The 14,986-nt window shown below is 72.5% G+C and carries 10 protein-coding genes; 4 read left to right on the forward strand and 6 right to left on the reverse strand.

What is annotated here, in order from left to right; translation table 11 throughout:
• Positions 1-92 precede the first annotated feature (92 nt).
• Both ABH925_RS35390 and ABH925_RS35395 read right to left on the reverse strand, forming a co-directional pair.
• Positions 93-3,116, reverse strand: a complete 3,024-nt coding sequence (locus tag ABH925_RS35390) for a protease pro-enzyme activation domain-containing protein (RefSeq protein WP_370155242.1) — start codon at positions 3,114-3,116, stop codon at positions 93-95.
• Positions 3,117-3,423: 307 nt separating this feature from the next.
• Positions 3,424-4,803: an MFS transporter gene (locus ABH925_RS35395; RefSeq protein WP_370155259.1), complete on the reverse strand. Its 1,380-nt coding sequence runs from the start codon at positions 4,801-4,803 to the stop codon at positions 3,424-3,426.
• 194 nt (positions 4,804-4,997) lie between these two features.
• On the opposite strand from ABH925_RS35395, the gene ABH925_RS35400 reads away from it, so the two are divergent.
• A complete protein-coding gene (locus tag ABH925_RS35400; RefSeq protein ID WP_370155244.1) occupies positions 4,998-5,855 on the forward strand; it encodes a carbon-nitrogen hydrolase family protein in 858 nt (285 codons plus the stop codon).
• 130 nt (positions 5,856-5,985) lie between these two features.
• On the opposite strand, the gene ABH925_RS35405 is transcribed toward ABH925_RS35400, so the two are convergent.
• Positions 5,986-6,660, reverse strand: coding sequence for a response regulator (locus tag ABH925_RS35405; protein ID WP_370155245.1), 675 nt, complete (start codon positions 6,658-6,660; stop codon positions 5,986-5,988).
• Positions 6,657-7,916 (reverse strand): sensor histidine kinase, encoded by a 1,260-nt coding sequence (locus ABH925_RS35410; RefSeq protein WP_370155261.1) that lies wholly within the window; start codon positions 7,914-7,916, stop codon positions 6,657-6,659. Before ABH925_RS35410 ends, ABH925_RS35405 begins: the two co-directional genes overlap by 4 nt.
• 291 nt (positions 7,917-8,207) lie before the next feature.
• Here ABH925_RS35410 and ABH925_RS35415 point away from each other — a divergent pair, with 291 nt between their 5' ends.
• Entirely contained in the window at positions 8,208-8,978 is a 771-nt protein-coding gene (locus ABH925_RS35415) for an ABC transporter ATP-binding protein (RefSeq protein WP_370155247.1), read from the forward strand.
• Entirely contained in the window at positions 8,975-11,347 is a 2,373-nt protein-coding gene (locus ABH925_RS35420; protein WP_370155249.1) for an ABC transporter permease, read from the forward strand. The genes ABH925_RS35415 and ABH925_RS35420 overlap by 4 nt, the downstream gene beginning before the upstream one ends.
• Positions 11,348-11,702: 355 nt before the next feature.
• On the opposite strand, the gene ABH925_RS35425 is transcribed toward ABH925_RS35420, so the two are convergent.
• Entirely contained in the window at positions 11,703-12,563 is an 861-nt protein-coding gene (locus tag ABH925_RS35425) for an NAD-dependent epimerase/dehydratase family protein (RefSeq protein ID WP_370155251.1), read from the reverse strand.
• 128 nt (positions 12,564-12,691) lie between these two features.
• Here ABH925_RS35425 and ABH925_RS35430 point away from each other — a divergent pair, with 128 nt between their 5' ends.
• The gene (locus ABH925_RS35430; protein WP_370155253.1) at positions 12,692-13,573 is read left to right on the forward strand and encodes a helix-turn-helix transcriptional regulator; all 882 of its coding nucleotides are present in this window, start codon (positions 12,692-12,694) and stop codon (positions 13,571-13,573) included.
• A gap of 18 nt (positions 13,574-13,591) precedes the next feature.
• On the opposite strand, the gene ABH925_RS35435 is transcribed toward ABH925_RS35430, so the two are convergent.
• A complete protein-coding gene (locus ABH925_RS35435) occupies positions 13,592-14,860 on the reverse strand; it encodes a hypothetical protein (RefSeq protein ID WP_370155255.1) in 1,269 nt (422 codons plus the stop codon).
• Positions 14,861-14,986 lie beyond the last annotated feature (126 nt).

Genomic DNA, 14,986 nt, shown 5'->3' on the forward strand with positions numbered 1-14,986 from the left:
GGGCGCGGGGTTCTGTGTCCAGAACCACGCGCCCCTGAGGGATGGAGCCGTCCGGCGGACGGTCGCCGTCCGCCGGTGTCAGCCGTCAGTGCTCAGCTGAAGTACCCGAAGAGGTCGGCGATGGCGTCGACCGGCCCCCCGTAGGAGTTCATCAGGCTGACCGAGGCCCCGGTGCCGGTGGGCACCAGCACCGCGTTGGGGTTGGCTCCCGGGCCGCTCCAGTTGAGGTTGGAGGTGCCGGTCGGCGGGGTGCCCGCGGCCCAGGCGGCCAGCCAGCCCGGGGCGTGGCCGTCCACCTCGGTGACGTTCAGCACGACGGCCTTGGCACCGGCGGGGATGCCGGCCAGGTTGACCGTGGCGCCCGCCGCGAGCGCACCGTTGTGGCCGATGCCCAAGCGGGTGTCGAGCAGCCGCTGGGGGCTGGCCACCGAGGTGTAGGTGAAGCTGCCGTTGGCGCTGTAGTAGCCGAACACGTCGGCGAAGACATCGACCGTGCCGGCGCTGCCGTTCTTCACGGCCACCTTGCCGTCCGGACCCAGCGGCACCGTCACCAGGTTGGGCAGCGCGCTCGGGCCGTTCCAGTTGATGTTGGAGGTGCCGGTGATGTTGTTCGAGGCGTAGACGCCGAGCCAGCCGATGGACTTCTGGTCCAGAACCGTCGTGTTGAGGACGACCGCGGTGACGGTGCCGTTGTTCGGGATCGAGTCCTTGCCGGCGACCGGGAAGCTGACGGTGCCTCCCGCCGCGACGGGGGTCTTACCGCGGGTGTCGAACACGCGGCTCGGGGTGACCGGGTCGAACTTCGAGCCCGTGGTGTCGTTGGTGTAGTAGCCGGCGACGTCGGCGAGCATCGCGGTGCTGCCGCTGCTGCCGTTGAAGAGGTCGACCCAGCCGTTGCCGCCGACCGGGACGGTCACCTGGTTGGCGCGGGCGCCCGGAGCGTTCCAGTTGAGGTTGGAGGTGCTGGGACGGGGCGACCCGGACGGGTAGGCGCCGATCCAGCCCACCGTCTGCTGCTGGACCGCGGTCAGGTTGAGCACGACCGCGGTGACACCCTGGCGCGGGATGCCGGCGTTGCCTTCGATCCTGACCCGCGCGACAGCGCCGGCCGGGACGTTGTTGCTGCCGTTCCAGCCGATGCCGTGGCGGGTGTCCAGCAGTCGCTGCGGGGCCATCGAGTGGTAGGTTCCGGCACCCTTGGCCGGGGCCGGTGCGCCGTTGCACAGCGCGGCGGCGAGGCCGCCGGCCTGCGGGGTGCCGAGGCCGGTGGCGTCGTCGTAACCCGCCTTGGCCTTGTACTGACCGCCGGTGTAGCCGGAGGACGCCATGTCGTTGGTGCCGGTGGTGATGTCCCTGAACGGAGCAGGGGCGCTGCTCTGCGCGGCGAAGTAGAGCGACGGGTTGGCGTAGCCGATCGGACCGGCTGCCTGGCAGGCCGCGCTGCTGTCGGTCTGGGCGATGGCGGCCGCCCAGGTGGGCGCCGCACCGCTGGTGCCGCCTTCGACGAACGACTGGGCACCGGTGCTGTCGCTGACGATCAGCGGGTAGCCGGTCAGCGGGTCGGCGAGTGCCGAGACGTCCGGCACCTCACGGTGGCCCGAGGAGGCGAAGCCGGCCTGGAAGTCCTGCGAGGGCTGGACGGACACGCCGCCGCCGCCCGCGCCCGCGCCACCGGTCCAGGAGGAGTTCCAGGTGCTCTCGGTGGTGGTGCCGTTGGTGAGCTTCATGCTGGTGCCGCCGACGCCGGTGACCAGCGGCTGGCTCGCCGGGTCGTCCACGGTCAGCGCGGTGCTGCCGTTGTCCGGGTAGCAGTCGGTGGAGCCGCTGTCGCCGGCGGCGGCGACCACGGTCTGGCCCTGTGCGGCGGCTTCGGCGAAGACGTTGGCCTCGGCGGCGACGGTCTGCGGGTTCGTCAGGTTCTCGCAGAGACCCCAGCTGGTGGAGATGACCTTCGCCTGGTCGTCGGTGACCATCTGCTGGTAGACGTCCACCGTGTTCTGGTCGGTCGCGGTCGAAGCGTCGGGTCCCTGGTAGGTGATGATCGACGCGCCCGGCACGAGGCCGATCAGGTCCTCGATGTCCAGGGTGGACTCGACCCCGACGTTGCCCGACACGCTGGGCGCGGCCGACGGACCGCCGTCGACCGTCACGTAGCTGACCGGCACGTTCGTGCCGAGGCAGTTCTGGTAGTCGTTGATGCCGGTGGTGTCGACCTTCTCCAGCTCGTAGACGCCGACGGTGACGCCGCTGCCGGCGGTGGGCGAGGTGCTCATGCCGTAGGCGTTCGCGACCTTGCCGGGGCTGAAGTAGTTGACGCCGTCGGTGAGGCCCTGACCGCTGAGCGACGTGGTCAGGCTGCCGCACATGGTCGGGCTGGTGGCGCCGGTGGCCCTGGCCGTGTGCTTGGTGCCGGCCACCGGCGCGGCCTTGGGGGTGCGCATGTGGTGGCTGGCGACCTGGCTGAAGTTGCTGAGACCGACCACGCCGGCCACCTTCGCGGCCACGGCTGCGGGCAGCGCGGGGGCCGAGGTGTTGGTGTACGCGGTCCGGCCGTCCTTCAGCCGCAGGTTGGTGAACCCGGTACCGAAGGCGTGCGACGCCTGGTCGGCGGTGGCGGTCACCGGGATGGACAGGCCGTCCGCGCTGACGTCGCCGGGGTTCAGCCCGGCGCTCCTGAGCGCCGCGGTGACCTGGTCGATGGTCGCCCGGGTGGGCCCGAAGACGTCGGCGAACTGACCCTTGGCCAGGTAGTGGTGGTACTGCGCGCTGCCCTTGGTGGAGACCGCGGCGACGAAGTCCTTCAGCGCCTGCGGGTCGCGCGGGGCGAGGTCCACGCTCAGGTGCAGCTGGGTGCCGGCCGTGGTGTTCCCGGTGGCGACCGCGCCCTTGGGGGTCTTCGGGGCGGATCCGATGCGCTCCGGGGAGCTGGCCGATCCGGCGGACACGGCGTTGCCGCCGGAGGCGGCGTTCGCGGTGGCGGCGACGGCGACCAGAGCCAGCGTGGCGGTCGACGCGGCGACGACTATTCGGGTCCTGCGGCGGGATTTCCCGCCGGCCCGGTGCCGGTTGCCGGGTGCCGGGTCGGCGGGCCCGGCGGCATTGACCTTGTTGGTCACGCGGTTTCTCCTAGGCTGACGCGACGTCATGCGGTGATGACGCCGCAGTCGGAAAATGTCTCGACTGCCGTCGCCGTGCAGGCGGGAACGGGAGAAAGCGGACAGGTAACCGTGGAGTGCGACATTGACCCGCATTCAGGACACGGAGCCCCGTGGTGTGGTGCGGCTGGGGTTCAGGCCGTACCGGTACTGGTCCCCCCTGCAGAACGAACGTGTCAATTTCTATCAGGAGTTCGTTTGCCGCGTCTGCCCCGCCTGCCCCGACCGCCCCTTCCGTTACCGCTCTGTGCTGTCGATCGGCTGCCCGTCAGTGTTTTGAGCTGGCCTTTCGGCTCGTCAGGGCCACTGCCGCGGCGGCGAAGACCAGCAGCACCGCGACGGCCGAGCGGGGACCGGCGGGGCCGGGGGCGAGGTGCAGGGCCAGGGTGACCGCCGCGACGCCGAGGGCGGTGCCCAGGCCGCGGCCCATGTTCACCATGCCGCCGCCGGTGCCCGCCGCGGACTGCGGGACGGCCTGCATCACCAGGGTGTTGTTGGCGGGGGTGAACACCCCCAGGGCCAGGCCGAGCAGCGCCAGCGGCACCGGCAGCAGTGCCCCGGTCATCGGCAGTACGGCCAGCAGGGCCAGTGCGGCCAGGCAGCCCAGGGCCCCGGCCCGGGCCCGGGTCCGGTCGTCCCAGGAGGCCGGCAGCAGGCGCTCGGCCAGGGTCGCGGCGAGCGCGAAGCCGAGCGGGAGCGCGGTCAGCACCAGACCGGCGAACAGCGCGGACTCGCCGTGCCGCGCGAACACCACCGGCACCAGGACCAGCGGGCCGAACAGCACCAGATAGCCGCAGAGCCCGGCGGCCAGACCGGCGGCGGTGCCGCCGGTCCGCAGCAGCCGGAGGTCGACCAGCGGGTGCGCGCAGCGGGACTGCCGGCGGGCGAACACCCAGCCGGTCCCGAGCGCGGCGGTGAACAGCAGGGCCGCGGTCCAGGCGGGCAGTCCGAGCCCGGAGCTGACGGACATCCCGAGCAGGGCGGCGGTGCTGGCTCCGGCCAGCAGCAGCACGCCCAGCGGGTCCAGCCGGGCGTCGCCGGAGCGCTGGCGGGTGCGCGGCAGCAGGTAGTGCCCGGCGACCAGCGCGACGATGCCGACCGGGACGTTCACCAGGAACACCCAGCGCCAGCCGAGGGTGGCGACCAGCGCCCCGCCGACGGTGGGGCCCAGTGCCAGCCCGATCGCCTGGCCGGCCGCCTGCATGCCCAGCGCGGTGCGCATCCGCTCGGGCGGGGCGCTGGTGGTGACCAGCGCCACGCTGTTCGCCTGCATCAGTGCCGCGCCGAGAGCCTGCAGTACCCGGAAGCCCACCAGCAGCAGCAGTCCCGGCGCCAGCCCGCAGGCGGCGGAGGCCGCGGTGAACACCGCGAAGCCGTAGAGGTACATCAGCTTGCGGCCGTGGACGTCGGAGAACCGGCCGACCGGGACCAGCAGCGCTATCAGCGCCAGCAGGTACGACAGCGACACCCACTCCACCGCGGCCGGACCGGCGTGGAAGGTGGTCCCCAGGGACTGGTAGGTCAGTGTCACGATGCTGGCGTCGAGCTGCCCCATGAAGGCGCCGAAGCAGACGGTCGCGATCGCCAGCCGCCAGGCCCACGGCCTGGTGCGGAGCCGTTCCGGGCGCGGGCGCTCCCGGGTGAGCAGCGCCCACCCGCGCGGCACGGGGCCGGCGGGGAGCAGGGGGAGGGGCCCGGGGGCACTGCTGGTCATATCCGCATCTTATATCGGATGCAGACATATTCGTAGAGGGATGTGTTCTGCATCCGAGGAGTGTGGGCCGGAGCGCCGACCAGGGTGTGCGTGGGGCGGGTGGCAGGTGCCGGTTAATCTGGGGGTCCATGGATGATCTTCTTGCGCTTCCCGCCGCACCGCTGACCGTCGCGGCGGGGCAGGCCGCCTGCACCGCCCTGGATCCGGCCGCCAACGCGGCCACCGCCGCCGCACTGGTCCGCCGCGCGGCCGAGCAGGGAGCCGGGCTGCTCGTGCTGCCCGAGCTCTTCCTCAGCGGCTACGAGCTGCCGGGGATCACCGCCGACCCGGCCGCCTGCACGGTGGCCCCGGCGGACCCCCGGCTCGACCCGCTGGCGCAGGCCTGCGCCGAGACCCGCACCGCCGTGGTGGCCGGCGCCCCGACCCGGGACGAGGAGTCCGGGCTGCTGCACATCTCCGCCCTGGTCCTGGGCCGCGACGGCCACCTCGCCGCCCGCTACAGCAAGCAGCACATCACCCCCACTGAGCGGGCCGCCGGCTTCGGTCCCGGTGCCGCCGGCTGCACCGTCAGCCTGGACGGCTGGCGGCTGGGCCTGGGGATCTGCTGGGACTCCGGCTTCCCCGAGCACGCCCGCGCCGCCGCCCTGGACGGCGCTCACGCCTACCTGGTCGGCGCGATGTTCGGCTGCGGCGGTGGCGCCCAGCAGCGCGCCGTGGTCTTCCCGGCCCGGGCCCTGGACAACACCGCGTACGCCGTCCTCGCCAACCACCCCGCCCCCAGCGGCCCGTACCGGGGCTGTGGTGGCAGCGCGGTCTGGGACCCCTTCGGCACCCTGGTCGCGGACGCCGGGGACGCCGACCCCGGGCTGGCCGTGGCCCTCCTCGACCCCGGTCTGCTGGCCAGGGCCAGGAGCGAGGAACCGGTCCTGGTCGACCCCTCGCTGACCGCGCCCGCCGCGCCGCGCGCGACTGTCGCCCTCGCCTGACCCGGCGGGTCTGACCGGCGGGCCTGACCCGGCGCGGCCTGGCCCTGCTCGGCGTGACCCCGGTCGGTGCGGGCGTGGTCGGTCCTGTCGCAGCCGGCGCGGCCACGGTCGGTGCGGTCGCGGTGGGGCGTCAGGCCTGCCGGTCGGCTGCGCTGACCAGGCCGGTCTCGTAGGCGACGACCACCACCTGGGCCCGGTCGCGCAGGCCGAGTTTGCCGAGGATGCGGGCGACATGGGTCTTCACGGTGGCCTCGGACAGGTGCAGGGTCTCGGCGAGTTCGGCGTTGCTCAGGCCGCGCGCGAGCAGCCGCATGACCTCCACCTCGCGCGGCGTCAGCGCGGCGAGGTCGCGGTGCAGAGTTCCGGCGGCGGTGTCGCTCCGGGCGAAACGTTCCACCAGACGGCGGGTGATCCCGGGGGCGAGCAGCGCGTCGCCGTTGCGCACCATCCGTACCGCGCCCGCGAGTTGCTCCGGTGTGACGTCCTTCAGCAGAAAGCCGCTGGCACCGCCGGACAGGGCGGCGTAGACGTACTGGTCCAGGTCGAAGGTGGTCAGGATGATCACGCGTGGGGCGTCGGGGTTGCCGTCGAGGATGCGCCGCATCGCCTCCAGGCCGTCCAGTTCCGGCATCCGGATGTCCATCAGCACCACGTCGGGCCGGGTGCGGCGGACCGCCTCGACCGCTTCGAGGCCGTTGGCGGCCTCGGCGACCACCTCGATCCCCTCGGACATCAGGATCATGGCGAATCCGCTGCGCACCAGCGCCTGGTCGTCGGCGACGACCACACGGAGCGGCTGGGTCACGGTGCTGCCTCCAGGGGGATCAGAGCGGTGACGCGGTAGCCCCCGCTGAGGCGCCGCCCGGTGCGCAAAGTCCCACCGTAGACGGCGATGCGCTCGCGCAGGCCGATCAGTCCGCGGCCGTTGCCCGCGGCTGCGGACGGGGTCGGGCTGCCGCCGGTGTCGGTGACCTCCAGCCGCAGTTGCTCGGCGGTGTACTCGACCAGGACCTCGGCGGTGGCGCCGCCGGCGTGCTTCACGGTGTTGGTGAGCGCTTCCTGGACCACCCGGTAGGCGGCCAGTTCGACGCCGGACGGCAGCGGACGCGGCTCGCCGATCACGGTCAGCTCGATCGGCAGCCCGGCGTGCCGGACGCCGGAGACCAGCGCCTCCAGCCGGTTCAGGCCCGGCTGTGGGGCGAGCTCCGCCCCGGTCCGGCCCGAGCCGTTCCCGTTCCCGCCGCCGGTAGCGTCCGCCGGGTCGGCGTCCATCGTCAGCAGGCCCATGACGTGCCGCAGTTCGGACATCGCCGAGCGGCCGCTGGTCTCCACCGCGAGCATCGCCTCCCGGGCCCGCTCCGGGGCGGTGTCCATGATCTTGCGGGCGGCGCCGGCCTGGATCACCATCACGCTGACGTTGTGGGTCACCACGTCGTGCAGCTCCCGTGCGATACGGGCGCGTTCGTGCTCGACCGCGTGGTTGAGCGCCGCCACCTGCTCCTCCTCCAGCCGCGACAGCCGGGCCCGGCCCTCGTCGACCCGGCGCCGCCACATCCGGCTCTCGTAGGCCGCCGCGAAGACCGGGACCAGGACCAGCAGGGCGATCACGCCGTTGGGGAAGTCGGGCAGTTGGGCGCCGGTGAAGACCAGCACCAGCACCGCCGCCGCCACCGGAAGGCTCGCCAGCAGCGGCACCCGGTGCGGGCTGAACGCGGCGGCGCTGTAGGTGGCCACGATGCAGACCACCCCCGCGAAGTAGGCGACATCCCCGGAGTCGCCCCTGATCAGCGCGGCCATCGGCAGCACAGCCCAGAGCACCGCCAGCGGGAACCGCCGGCGCAGCGCCAGAGGAGCCGCGGTGAGCGGCACCAGGGCCGCCGAGCCGGTCCAGGCCGCCAGCTGCGCCGAGCTCGCGATGGTGCAGTAGTGGAAGCCCATCTCGGCGAGCAGCAGCGCCAGGATCACGTCGAACACCTGGCTGCGCCGGGCGGGACGGGGTGGCGGCGCGGACAGGCGCACGGTCCGGGCGGCCAGTTCGCGCAGTCGGGCCGCCGTCGGCATGGTGATCACCGGAACATTGTGGCCACTGGCGCGCCCGCCGGCACCGATTCGCACCATCCCGCTCCGATCCCGCCCGCGCCGCCGCCCCGCCCCGATCCGGCCTCCGCCACTGCGCGCCTCCGCCGCCACCCCTCGGCGTACATCGCAAGGATGACTCCGGCGGCCGTCATCCTGACGCGGTACCCGAAATGCCTCCGGCGAGCGACGCGGGGTCTGCCCGCCCGCTCGTAGCTTCAACTCATCGGCCGAACAGGGCGGATGAGGGCCACGAGGGCTACGAGGGAGACCGTGATGAGCACGTCGGTGATCGAGTTGAGTGGTGTCAGCCGCCGGTACGACGAAGGCCACGCGGCCCTGGAGGAGGTCTCGCTGACGGTCGCCAAGGGGGAGTCGGTAGCGATCCTCGGACCGTCCGGAAGCGGCAAGTCCACGCTGCTGAACATGATCGCGGGCCTGGACCGGCCGAGCACCGGAACCGTCATGGTGGCCGGGGTGCGGGTGGACACGCTGAACGAGGCCGGTTCGGCCCGCTACCGGCGGGCGAACATCGGCATGGTCTTCCAGTTCTTCAACCTGCTCGACGACCTCACGGTGCTCGACAACGTGGTGCTGCCGGCCGAACTCGCCGGGATGGCCCGGTCCGAGGGGCGCCGCCGGGCGGCGGAGCTGCTCGACCTGCTGGGCATCGCCCGGCACGCTCGCGCCTACCCGGGCCGTCTGTCCGGCGGCGAGCGCCAACGCGTCGCGGTGGCACGGGCACTGATGAACCGTCCGGCGCTGCTGCTGGCCGACGAGCCGACCGGGGCGCTGGACTCCGCCTCCGGGGAGGATGTCCGGGCCCTGCTCAACGAGCTGCACGCGGACGGCCAGACGATCGTCACGGTCACCCACGACCTGAGCCTGGCGCAGGCCTGCGCGACCCGCACCATCCGGATCGTCGACGGTCGCATCGCCGACGACATCCGTACCGGCCCGCGCCCGACCGCCGTCCTCTCGACTCCCCGCCCGACCCCCGCCTCGACCACCCCCCTTTCGACCATCTCGACGGAGGCAGCACGATGAGCGGCCTGGGCAGGATCGCACGGTCAGGCGTACGACGGCGCAAGGTGCAGACCCTGGCCACGGGGCTGGCGTCGATGATGGCGGTCACCGCCTCGGTACTCGGCGGATCACTGCTGATGGCCTCCAACGGGCCGTTCGACCAGGCCTTCGCCGCACAGCACGGTTCCCAGCTGACCGCAGAGTTCGACGCCGGACGGAGCAGTGCCGCGCAGCTCGCCGCCTCCGCCCACGCCGGTGGCGTCACCGCCGCCGCCGGGCCGTACCGCACCGCGACGATCGACCCGCACAGCAGCGACACCCAGGACGCCGGCCCCGACGGCGCTCTCAGCCCGATGACCGTGGTCGGCCGCGCCGACGCGGGTGGCAGTGTCGACGACGTCACGCTGCTGCAGGGCAGTTGGGCCACCCGGTCCGGCCAGATCGTGCTGGCGGAGAGCTACGACAGCCCGGTCCACCAGGTGGGTGCCACCCTGACCTTCCCCGACCTCCCCGGCGATCCGACCCTCACCGTGGTGGGCTTCGCCCGGTCGGTCAGCCAGACCGCCGACGCCTGGGTGGCCCCCTCCGAGATCCCGGCGCTCACCGCGCCGGGCACCGCCGGCGGCTACCAGATGCTCTACCGCTTCGCGTCGGCCGACACCGCGGCGCAGATCGACGCCGACCGGGCCGCGGTCCGGTCGGCGACCCCGGCCGGCTCGCTCACCGGGGTGCAGTCCTGGCTCAACACCAAGCAGGGCACCGACCGGAACACCGCCCTGTTCGTCCCCTTCCTGATCGCCTTCGGTCTGCTGGGCGTCATCATGTCGGTGCTGATCGTGGGCAACGTGGTGGCCGGCGCGGTCGGTGCGGGGACCCGCAGGATCGGCATCCTCAAGGCCCTCGGGTTCACCCCGGCCCAGGTCGTGCGCTCCTACATGGGCCAGGCGCTGATCCCGGCGGCGGTCGGCACCGCGGTCGGCGCCGTCCTCGGGAACCTGCTGGCCGTCCCGGTGCTGACGACCACCGCGCAGGTCTACGGGAGCACCTCCGCGGGCGTCGCGCCCTGGGTCGACGTCGCCGTGATCGCGGGAACCCTGGGCCTGGTGACCGTCGTCGCCTGGGCGGCGGCGCTGCGGGCCGGACGGTTGCGCACGATCGACGCGCTCGCCGTCGGCCGGACCCCGCGCACCGGCAGGGGCCAGGCCGCCGCCCGGCTGGCCTCGCGGCTCCCGCTGCCGCGTGCGGTCAGCCTCGGCCTGGCTCAGCCCTTCGCCCGGCCGGCCCGTACCGGCGGGATGATCGCGGCGGTCGCCTTCGGCGCGGCGGCGGTCACCTTCGCCCTGGGCATGTCCTCCTCGCTGGGCTGGGCGCAGAGCGCCAAGAACCACGAGACCTCGGACGTCCTGGTCACCACGGTCGGCCCGCCGCCCGGTCCCGGGCAGTCGGCGCGGACCTCCACCGCGCCGGTCGACCCCGCCGCGATCACCGCGATCCTCAACGCCCAGGCCGGCACCGGGAAGTACTACGGCTCCGCCAACACCGACGTCAGCGTCGCCGGGGTGTCCGGATCCACCACCGTCTTCACCTTCACCGGCGACTCCTCCTGGGCCGGCTACAAGATGGTCTCCGGCCGCTGGTTCCAGGCCCCGGGCGAGGCGGTGGTGCCGTCCACCTTCATGACCGCCACCGCCACCCGGATCGGTGACACCGTCACCCTGCAGGACCACGGCAGGGCGATCGCGGTCCGGATCGTCGGCGAGGTCTTCGACCCGCACCAGCAGACCAACGAGGTTCTGACGGCCGCGGCGACCGTCGCCGCGGCCGAGCCGAACCTGCACCCGTCGCTCTACCACATCAAGGTCACCCCCGGCACCGACGTGGCCGCGTACGCCCGGGGCCTGGACGCCTCGCTCCAGCCGCTGGGCGTCAGCACCATGGCCGCCTCGGGGCAGGGCGCCAGCGACGTGATCGCCGCCCTCGACGCGCTGACCGCCGTGCTCACCCTGATGCTCGTCGCGGTCGCCGCCCTGGGCGTGCTGAACACCGTCGTCCTGGACACCAGGGAGCGGGTCCGCGACATCGGTGTGGCGAAGGCACTGGGTATGACTCCCCGTCAGACCGTGTCGATGGTGCTCGCCTCGGTGGCGGTGATCGGTCTGGTCGGCGGCGCGATCGGCCTGCCGGCCGGACTGGCCCTGCACGCGGTGACCGTGCCGGCGATGGGCCAGAGCGCGGGGCTGAACTTCCCCTCCGTGGCCATCGATGTCTTCTCGGTGCCCGAGTTGCTGCTGCTCGGCCTGGGCGGCCTGCTGATCGCGGTCCTCGGAGCCATGCTCCCGGCAGGCTGGGCCGCCCGCACCCGCACCGTCACCGCCCTGCGCACCGAGTAGCGCGACGCACAGCGCGGGCGGGCAGCGCGGGCGGGCAGTGCGGGTGGGCGCCGAGGTGGGCGGCGCACCACACGCCCCGCGAGGGGCGCGAGACGAGGGGCCGACGACCGTCGGCAGCACGGCCGGGCGCCGTCCGCGAGATCCACGCGGACGGCGCCCGGCCGCGTGGGCGGGCCGGCGGAGGTGATGGTGATTCCGGCGCCGTGGCATGTGCCGATGCGGAGGTTCGCGGAGCCCCGCGCTGCGCGGGGCCGGACGACGGCCGCCGACCCGCTGCGTCCGTCCGCGCGCCCGATGTGGTCCGAGCGCCCGCTGCCGTCACAACACCCGCCGCAGCCCCCGCGCCCGCCGTGCCTCAGAGCGCACCGGCATCGCGGGCGGTCCACACCGACGGGTAGATCGGACGCCAGCCGAGCACCTCACGCAGCGGCAGGTTGTCCGCCATGCCCGACCACGGGTGCGGGTCCTGCCGGTCGGCGGCCTCGGCCGGCATCGGAACGCCCGCCAGCCGGTACAGGTCGAAAGCCGTCACCGGGGCGTCGTCGACCGCGTTGAACACCCGGCCCTCGACGCCCGGTGCCCGCAGCGCCCGGAACAGGGCCTGAGCCACGTCCGCGTGGTGCACCACCGGCATCCGCTGGTGGGCCGCCCACTCGGGGATGAAGCGCAGGGCGTCGCGCAGATGCGGGTCGCCCTCGCCGTACACGAACGCCAGCCGGACGGTCACCAGCGGCAGGCCGCGCTCGGTGTGCAGCTCCGCCAGAGCGGTGTCGGCCTGTGCCTTCGACTGCGGGTAGACGCCCCAGCCGACCGGGTCGAGCGCGTCGTCCTCGCGGGCCGGGCGACCGTGGCCGTTCCCGTAGACCAGGTTGGTGCCGGTCTGCACGAAGCGGCGGACCCCGGCGTCGAGAGCCTGGAGGGCCAGGGCGATCGCGGCGTCCCGGTTCACCGCCCAGGCCTCCTCGTCCGGGACGCCCCGGAACGCGGCGGCGACGTTGACCACGTCGTCCACCCCGTCCAGGGCCTTGGCACGGTCGGTCGCGTCACGGAGATCCCCGATCACCGCCTCCGCGCCCTGCGCGGTGAAGCCCTCGGCGCGGGCCTCGTCCCGCACCAGCACCCGGACCCGCTCACCCTCGGCCCGCCACTGCAGCAGGCGGGGCACGAAGCGCCGTCCGACCTGCCCGGTCGCTCCGGTCACCAGAATCGTTGTCATCGTCCTTCTCCCTCTGCCGGTTCGATGTCTCCACTCTGAAGCGGCGCGACCGGCAACGGGAGAGACCCGTCGATCGGGGGAGTGGCGATCCCTGGATAACCGACGGCCCGGCGGCGATCCTGGGATGTATGGACCGCGCCCAGCTTGCCGACTTCCTGCGCCGCTCCCGGGACCGCCTGACTCCGGCGGACGTCGGGCTGCCCCAGGGGGCTCGGCGCCGCACCCGGGGACTGCGCCGTGAGGAGGTCGCCCAGCTCGCGGGGATGTCCGTGGACTACTACACCCGCCTGGAACAGCAGCGCGGCCCGCACCCGTCGGCCCAGTTGCTGGCCTCCCTGGCCCGAGCGCTGCGGCTGACCGACGACGAACGCGACCACCTGTTCCACCTCGTCGGGCAGGCTCCGCCGCGCAGCACGTCCAGTGGCGGCCATGTCCGTCCAGGACTGCTGCTGATCCTGGACCGCCTGTACGACACGCCCGCCACGGTGATGAACGATCTGGGCGACGTGCTCGCGCGGAATCCGATGGCGGCGGCGCTGTTCGGCGACGACGGTGGCCGGCCGGCGGAGCAACGCAACACCGTGCTGCGCTGGTTCACCGACCCGTCGGCGCGCGAGTGGTTCCCCGAGGCCGACCACGAGCGCCTCGGCCGCAACCACGTGGCCCAGCTGCGCGCCGTAGTCGCCGCCAGGCCCGACGACACCCGCGCGTCGACGCTGGTACGACGACTGCTCGCGTCCTCGCCCGAGTTCGCCGCGCTGTGGGCGGACCATGACGTCCTGGTGCGGCGCGCCGACACCAAGACGATCCGGCACCCGCAGGTCGGCGAGATCGAGCTGGACTGCGAGGTCCTGCTCTGCGGCGACCAGCAGCAGCGCCTGGTCGTCTTCACCGCCCGCCCAGGCACCGTCGCCGCCGACCGCCTCGACCTACTCCGTGTGGTAGGCCTCCAGCAACTCCAACGAGCCGAACCCCACACCGCGCTGGGTCACGGCAGCCGACCGCAGTGAAGACGTAAGGCTCGTTGGTCAAGGGCTCGATACGGGGGGAGCCTTGGGCGCGGGCAAATATTCGAACACCAAATCTTCTTTCCCGGGCCAGGCGAGAGTGACACCAAGCCGACCGCAGAGGTCGACCCATCGAGAGTCCGCAGGTTCGCCCTCGATCCACAGGACCGGGTGGAGATCGGGTGCGCGCCCAGTGAGCTGGTCGTGATAGTCGAGGATTTGGCCAAGGCCTGCCCGTAGTTGGCGTACTTCGTTGGCCGGTGTCAGGGACTTCACCTCACACACCGTCACGTGCCCCACGGCATCGCGCCATGCCAGATCGAAGTCTGGGTCGGACACGCCCGGGGACAGGACATGGAAGCCTCGGTCTTGAGCCGCACCCGCGAGAGCGTTCTGCAGTCGTCGATGCGCTGACAGGTTGCGGCCCGTAAGGTCGGGGTCGGCGGCGCTGGGCCTCGCTGGAGCTGGCTGAACCGTCTCGTCTGGTGCCATGTAATTCTGTCCGATGGGCACCTCTGGATGGTCGTGGATTGCGGCGTTGACCGGCACAAGGTGGAACAGGATGACGGTGCGTAGCTCGCTGCTTCCCGATTCGTGAGCCTGCGCCTCGTGATACGGCTGTGCCGGATCCAGTACCCACTCCCCGAGATACCGCACGATCCCGCGCGCACCATCGAACAACCGCAGGCGCTTACCGGTCTCCCGGTGCTCATAGAGCGCCTTGTTTCCGCGGACCATGGTCTGGTCGCCGTGCTGGCCGTCGCCCGTGTAGTGGAGGGTTCCGTCCTCGTTCCAGCGGTCGTAGTAGCCGTGCTGGTTGCCCGAGCTCGCTGAGGTGAAGATCAGGATGTTGTTCGTCTGAGCAGACGAGCTGATCCCGTTCTGCGAGCTGCCCCCGTATCGGCGGTGCAGATCGACCCTGCGGATCTTGTCTCCTGGCTGGAGGTGCCAGCCCTGGTCATCACCGCGCGCGGCATCGATGCCTTCCTTGATGACGCTCCACTGATCGGCAGTCAGACGGTGGGGATTGGCGGCGAATGGCTGTGTTTCGATGCTTGAGCCGGCGAGGCGTGAGTCTGCCAAGAGTTGAGCCCTCGGGGCGAGGTGGTCGAGCCACTCATCGACCTCAACGGGCACGTAAGTGCGCTCCCCCGGCGGATTCGTCCAGTACTCCAGGTCGCCGGATTCGCCCCTAGCCGGCGCGCCGGTTATCCGGCCGTACGCGATGACGCCGCCCACATCACCAGTGATCCAGAGGGCAAAGTCATCGCCATGAGCGAGCTGGTCCAAGGACCGGCCCACGCTCCATGACGTCAGCACACGGGGCTTCACCCCGGATGGTGGACACGGGTTTGTGTGGTTATGCGGCGAGTGTCAGGGTAGCTGATTGGCGCTGCTCGTAGGCGACGGGGCTGA

This window comes from Streptacidiphilus sp. EB129, from assembly GCF_041262645.1.
Lineage (GTDB): Bacteria > Actinomycetota > Actinomycetes > Streptomycetales > Streptomycetaceae > Streptacidiphilus.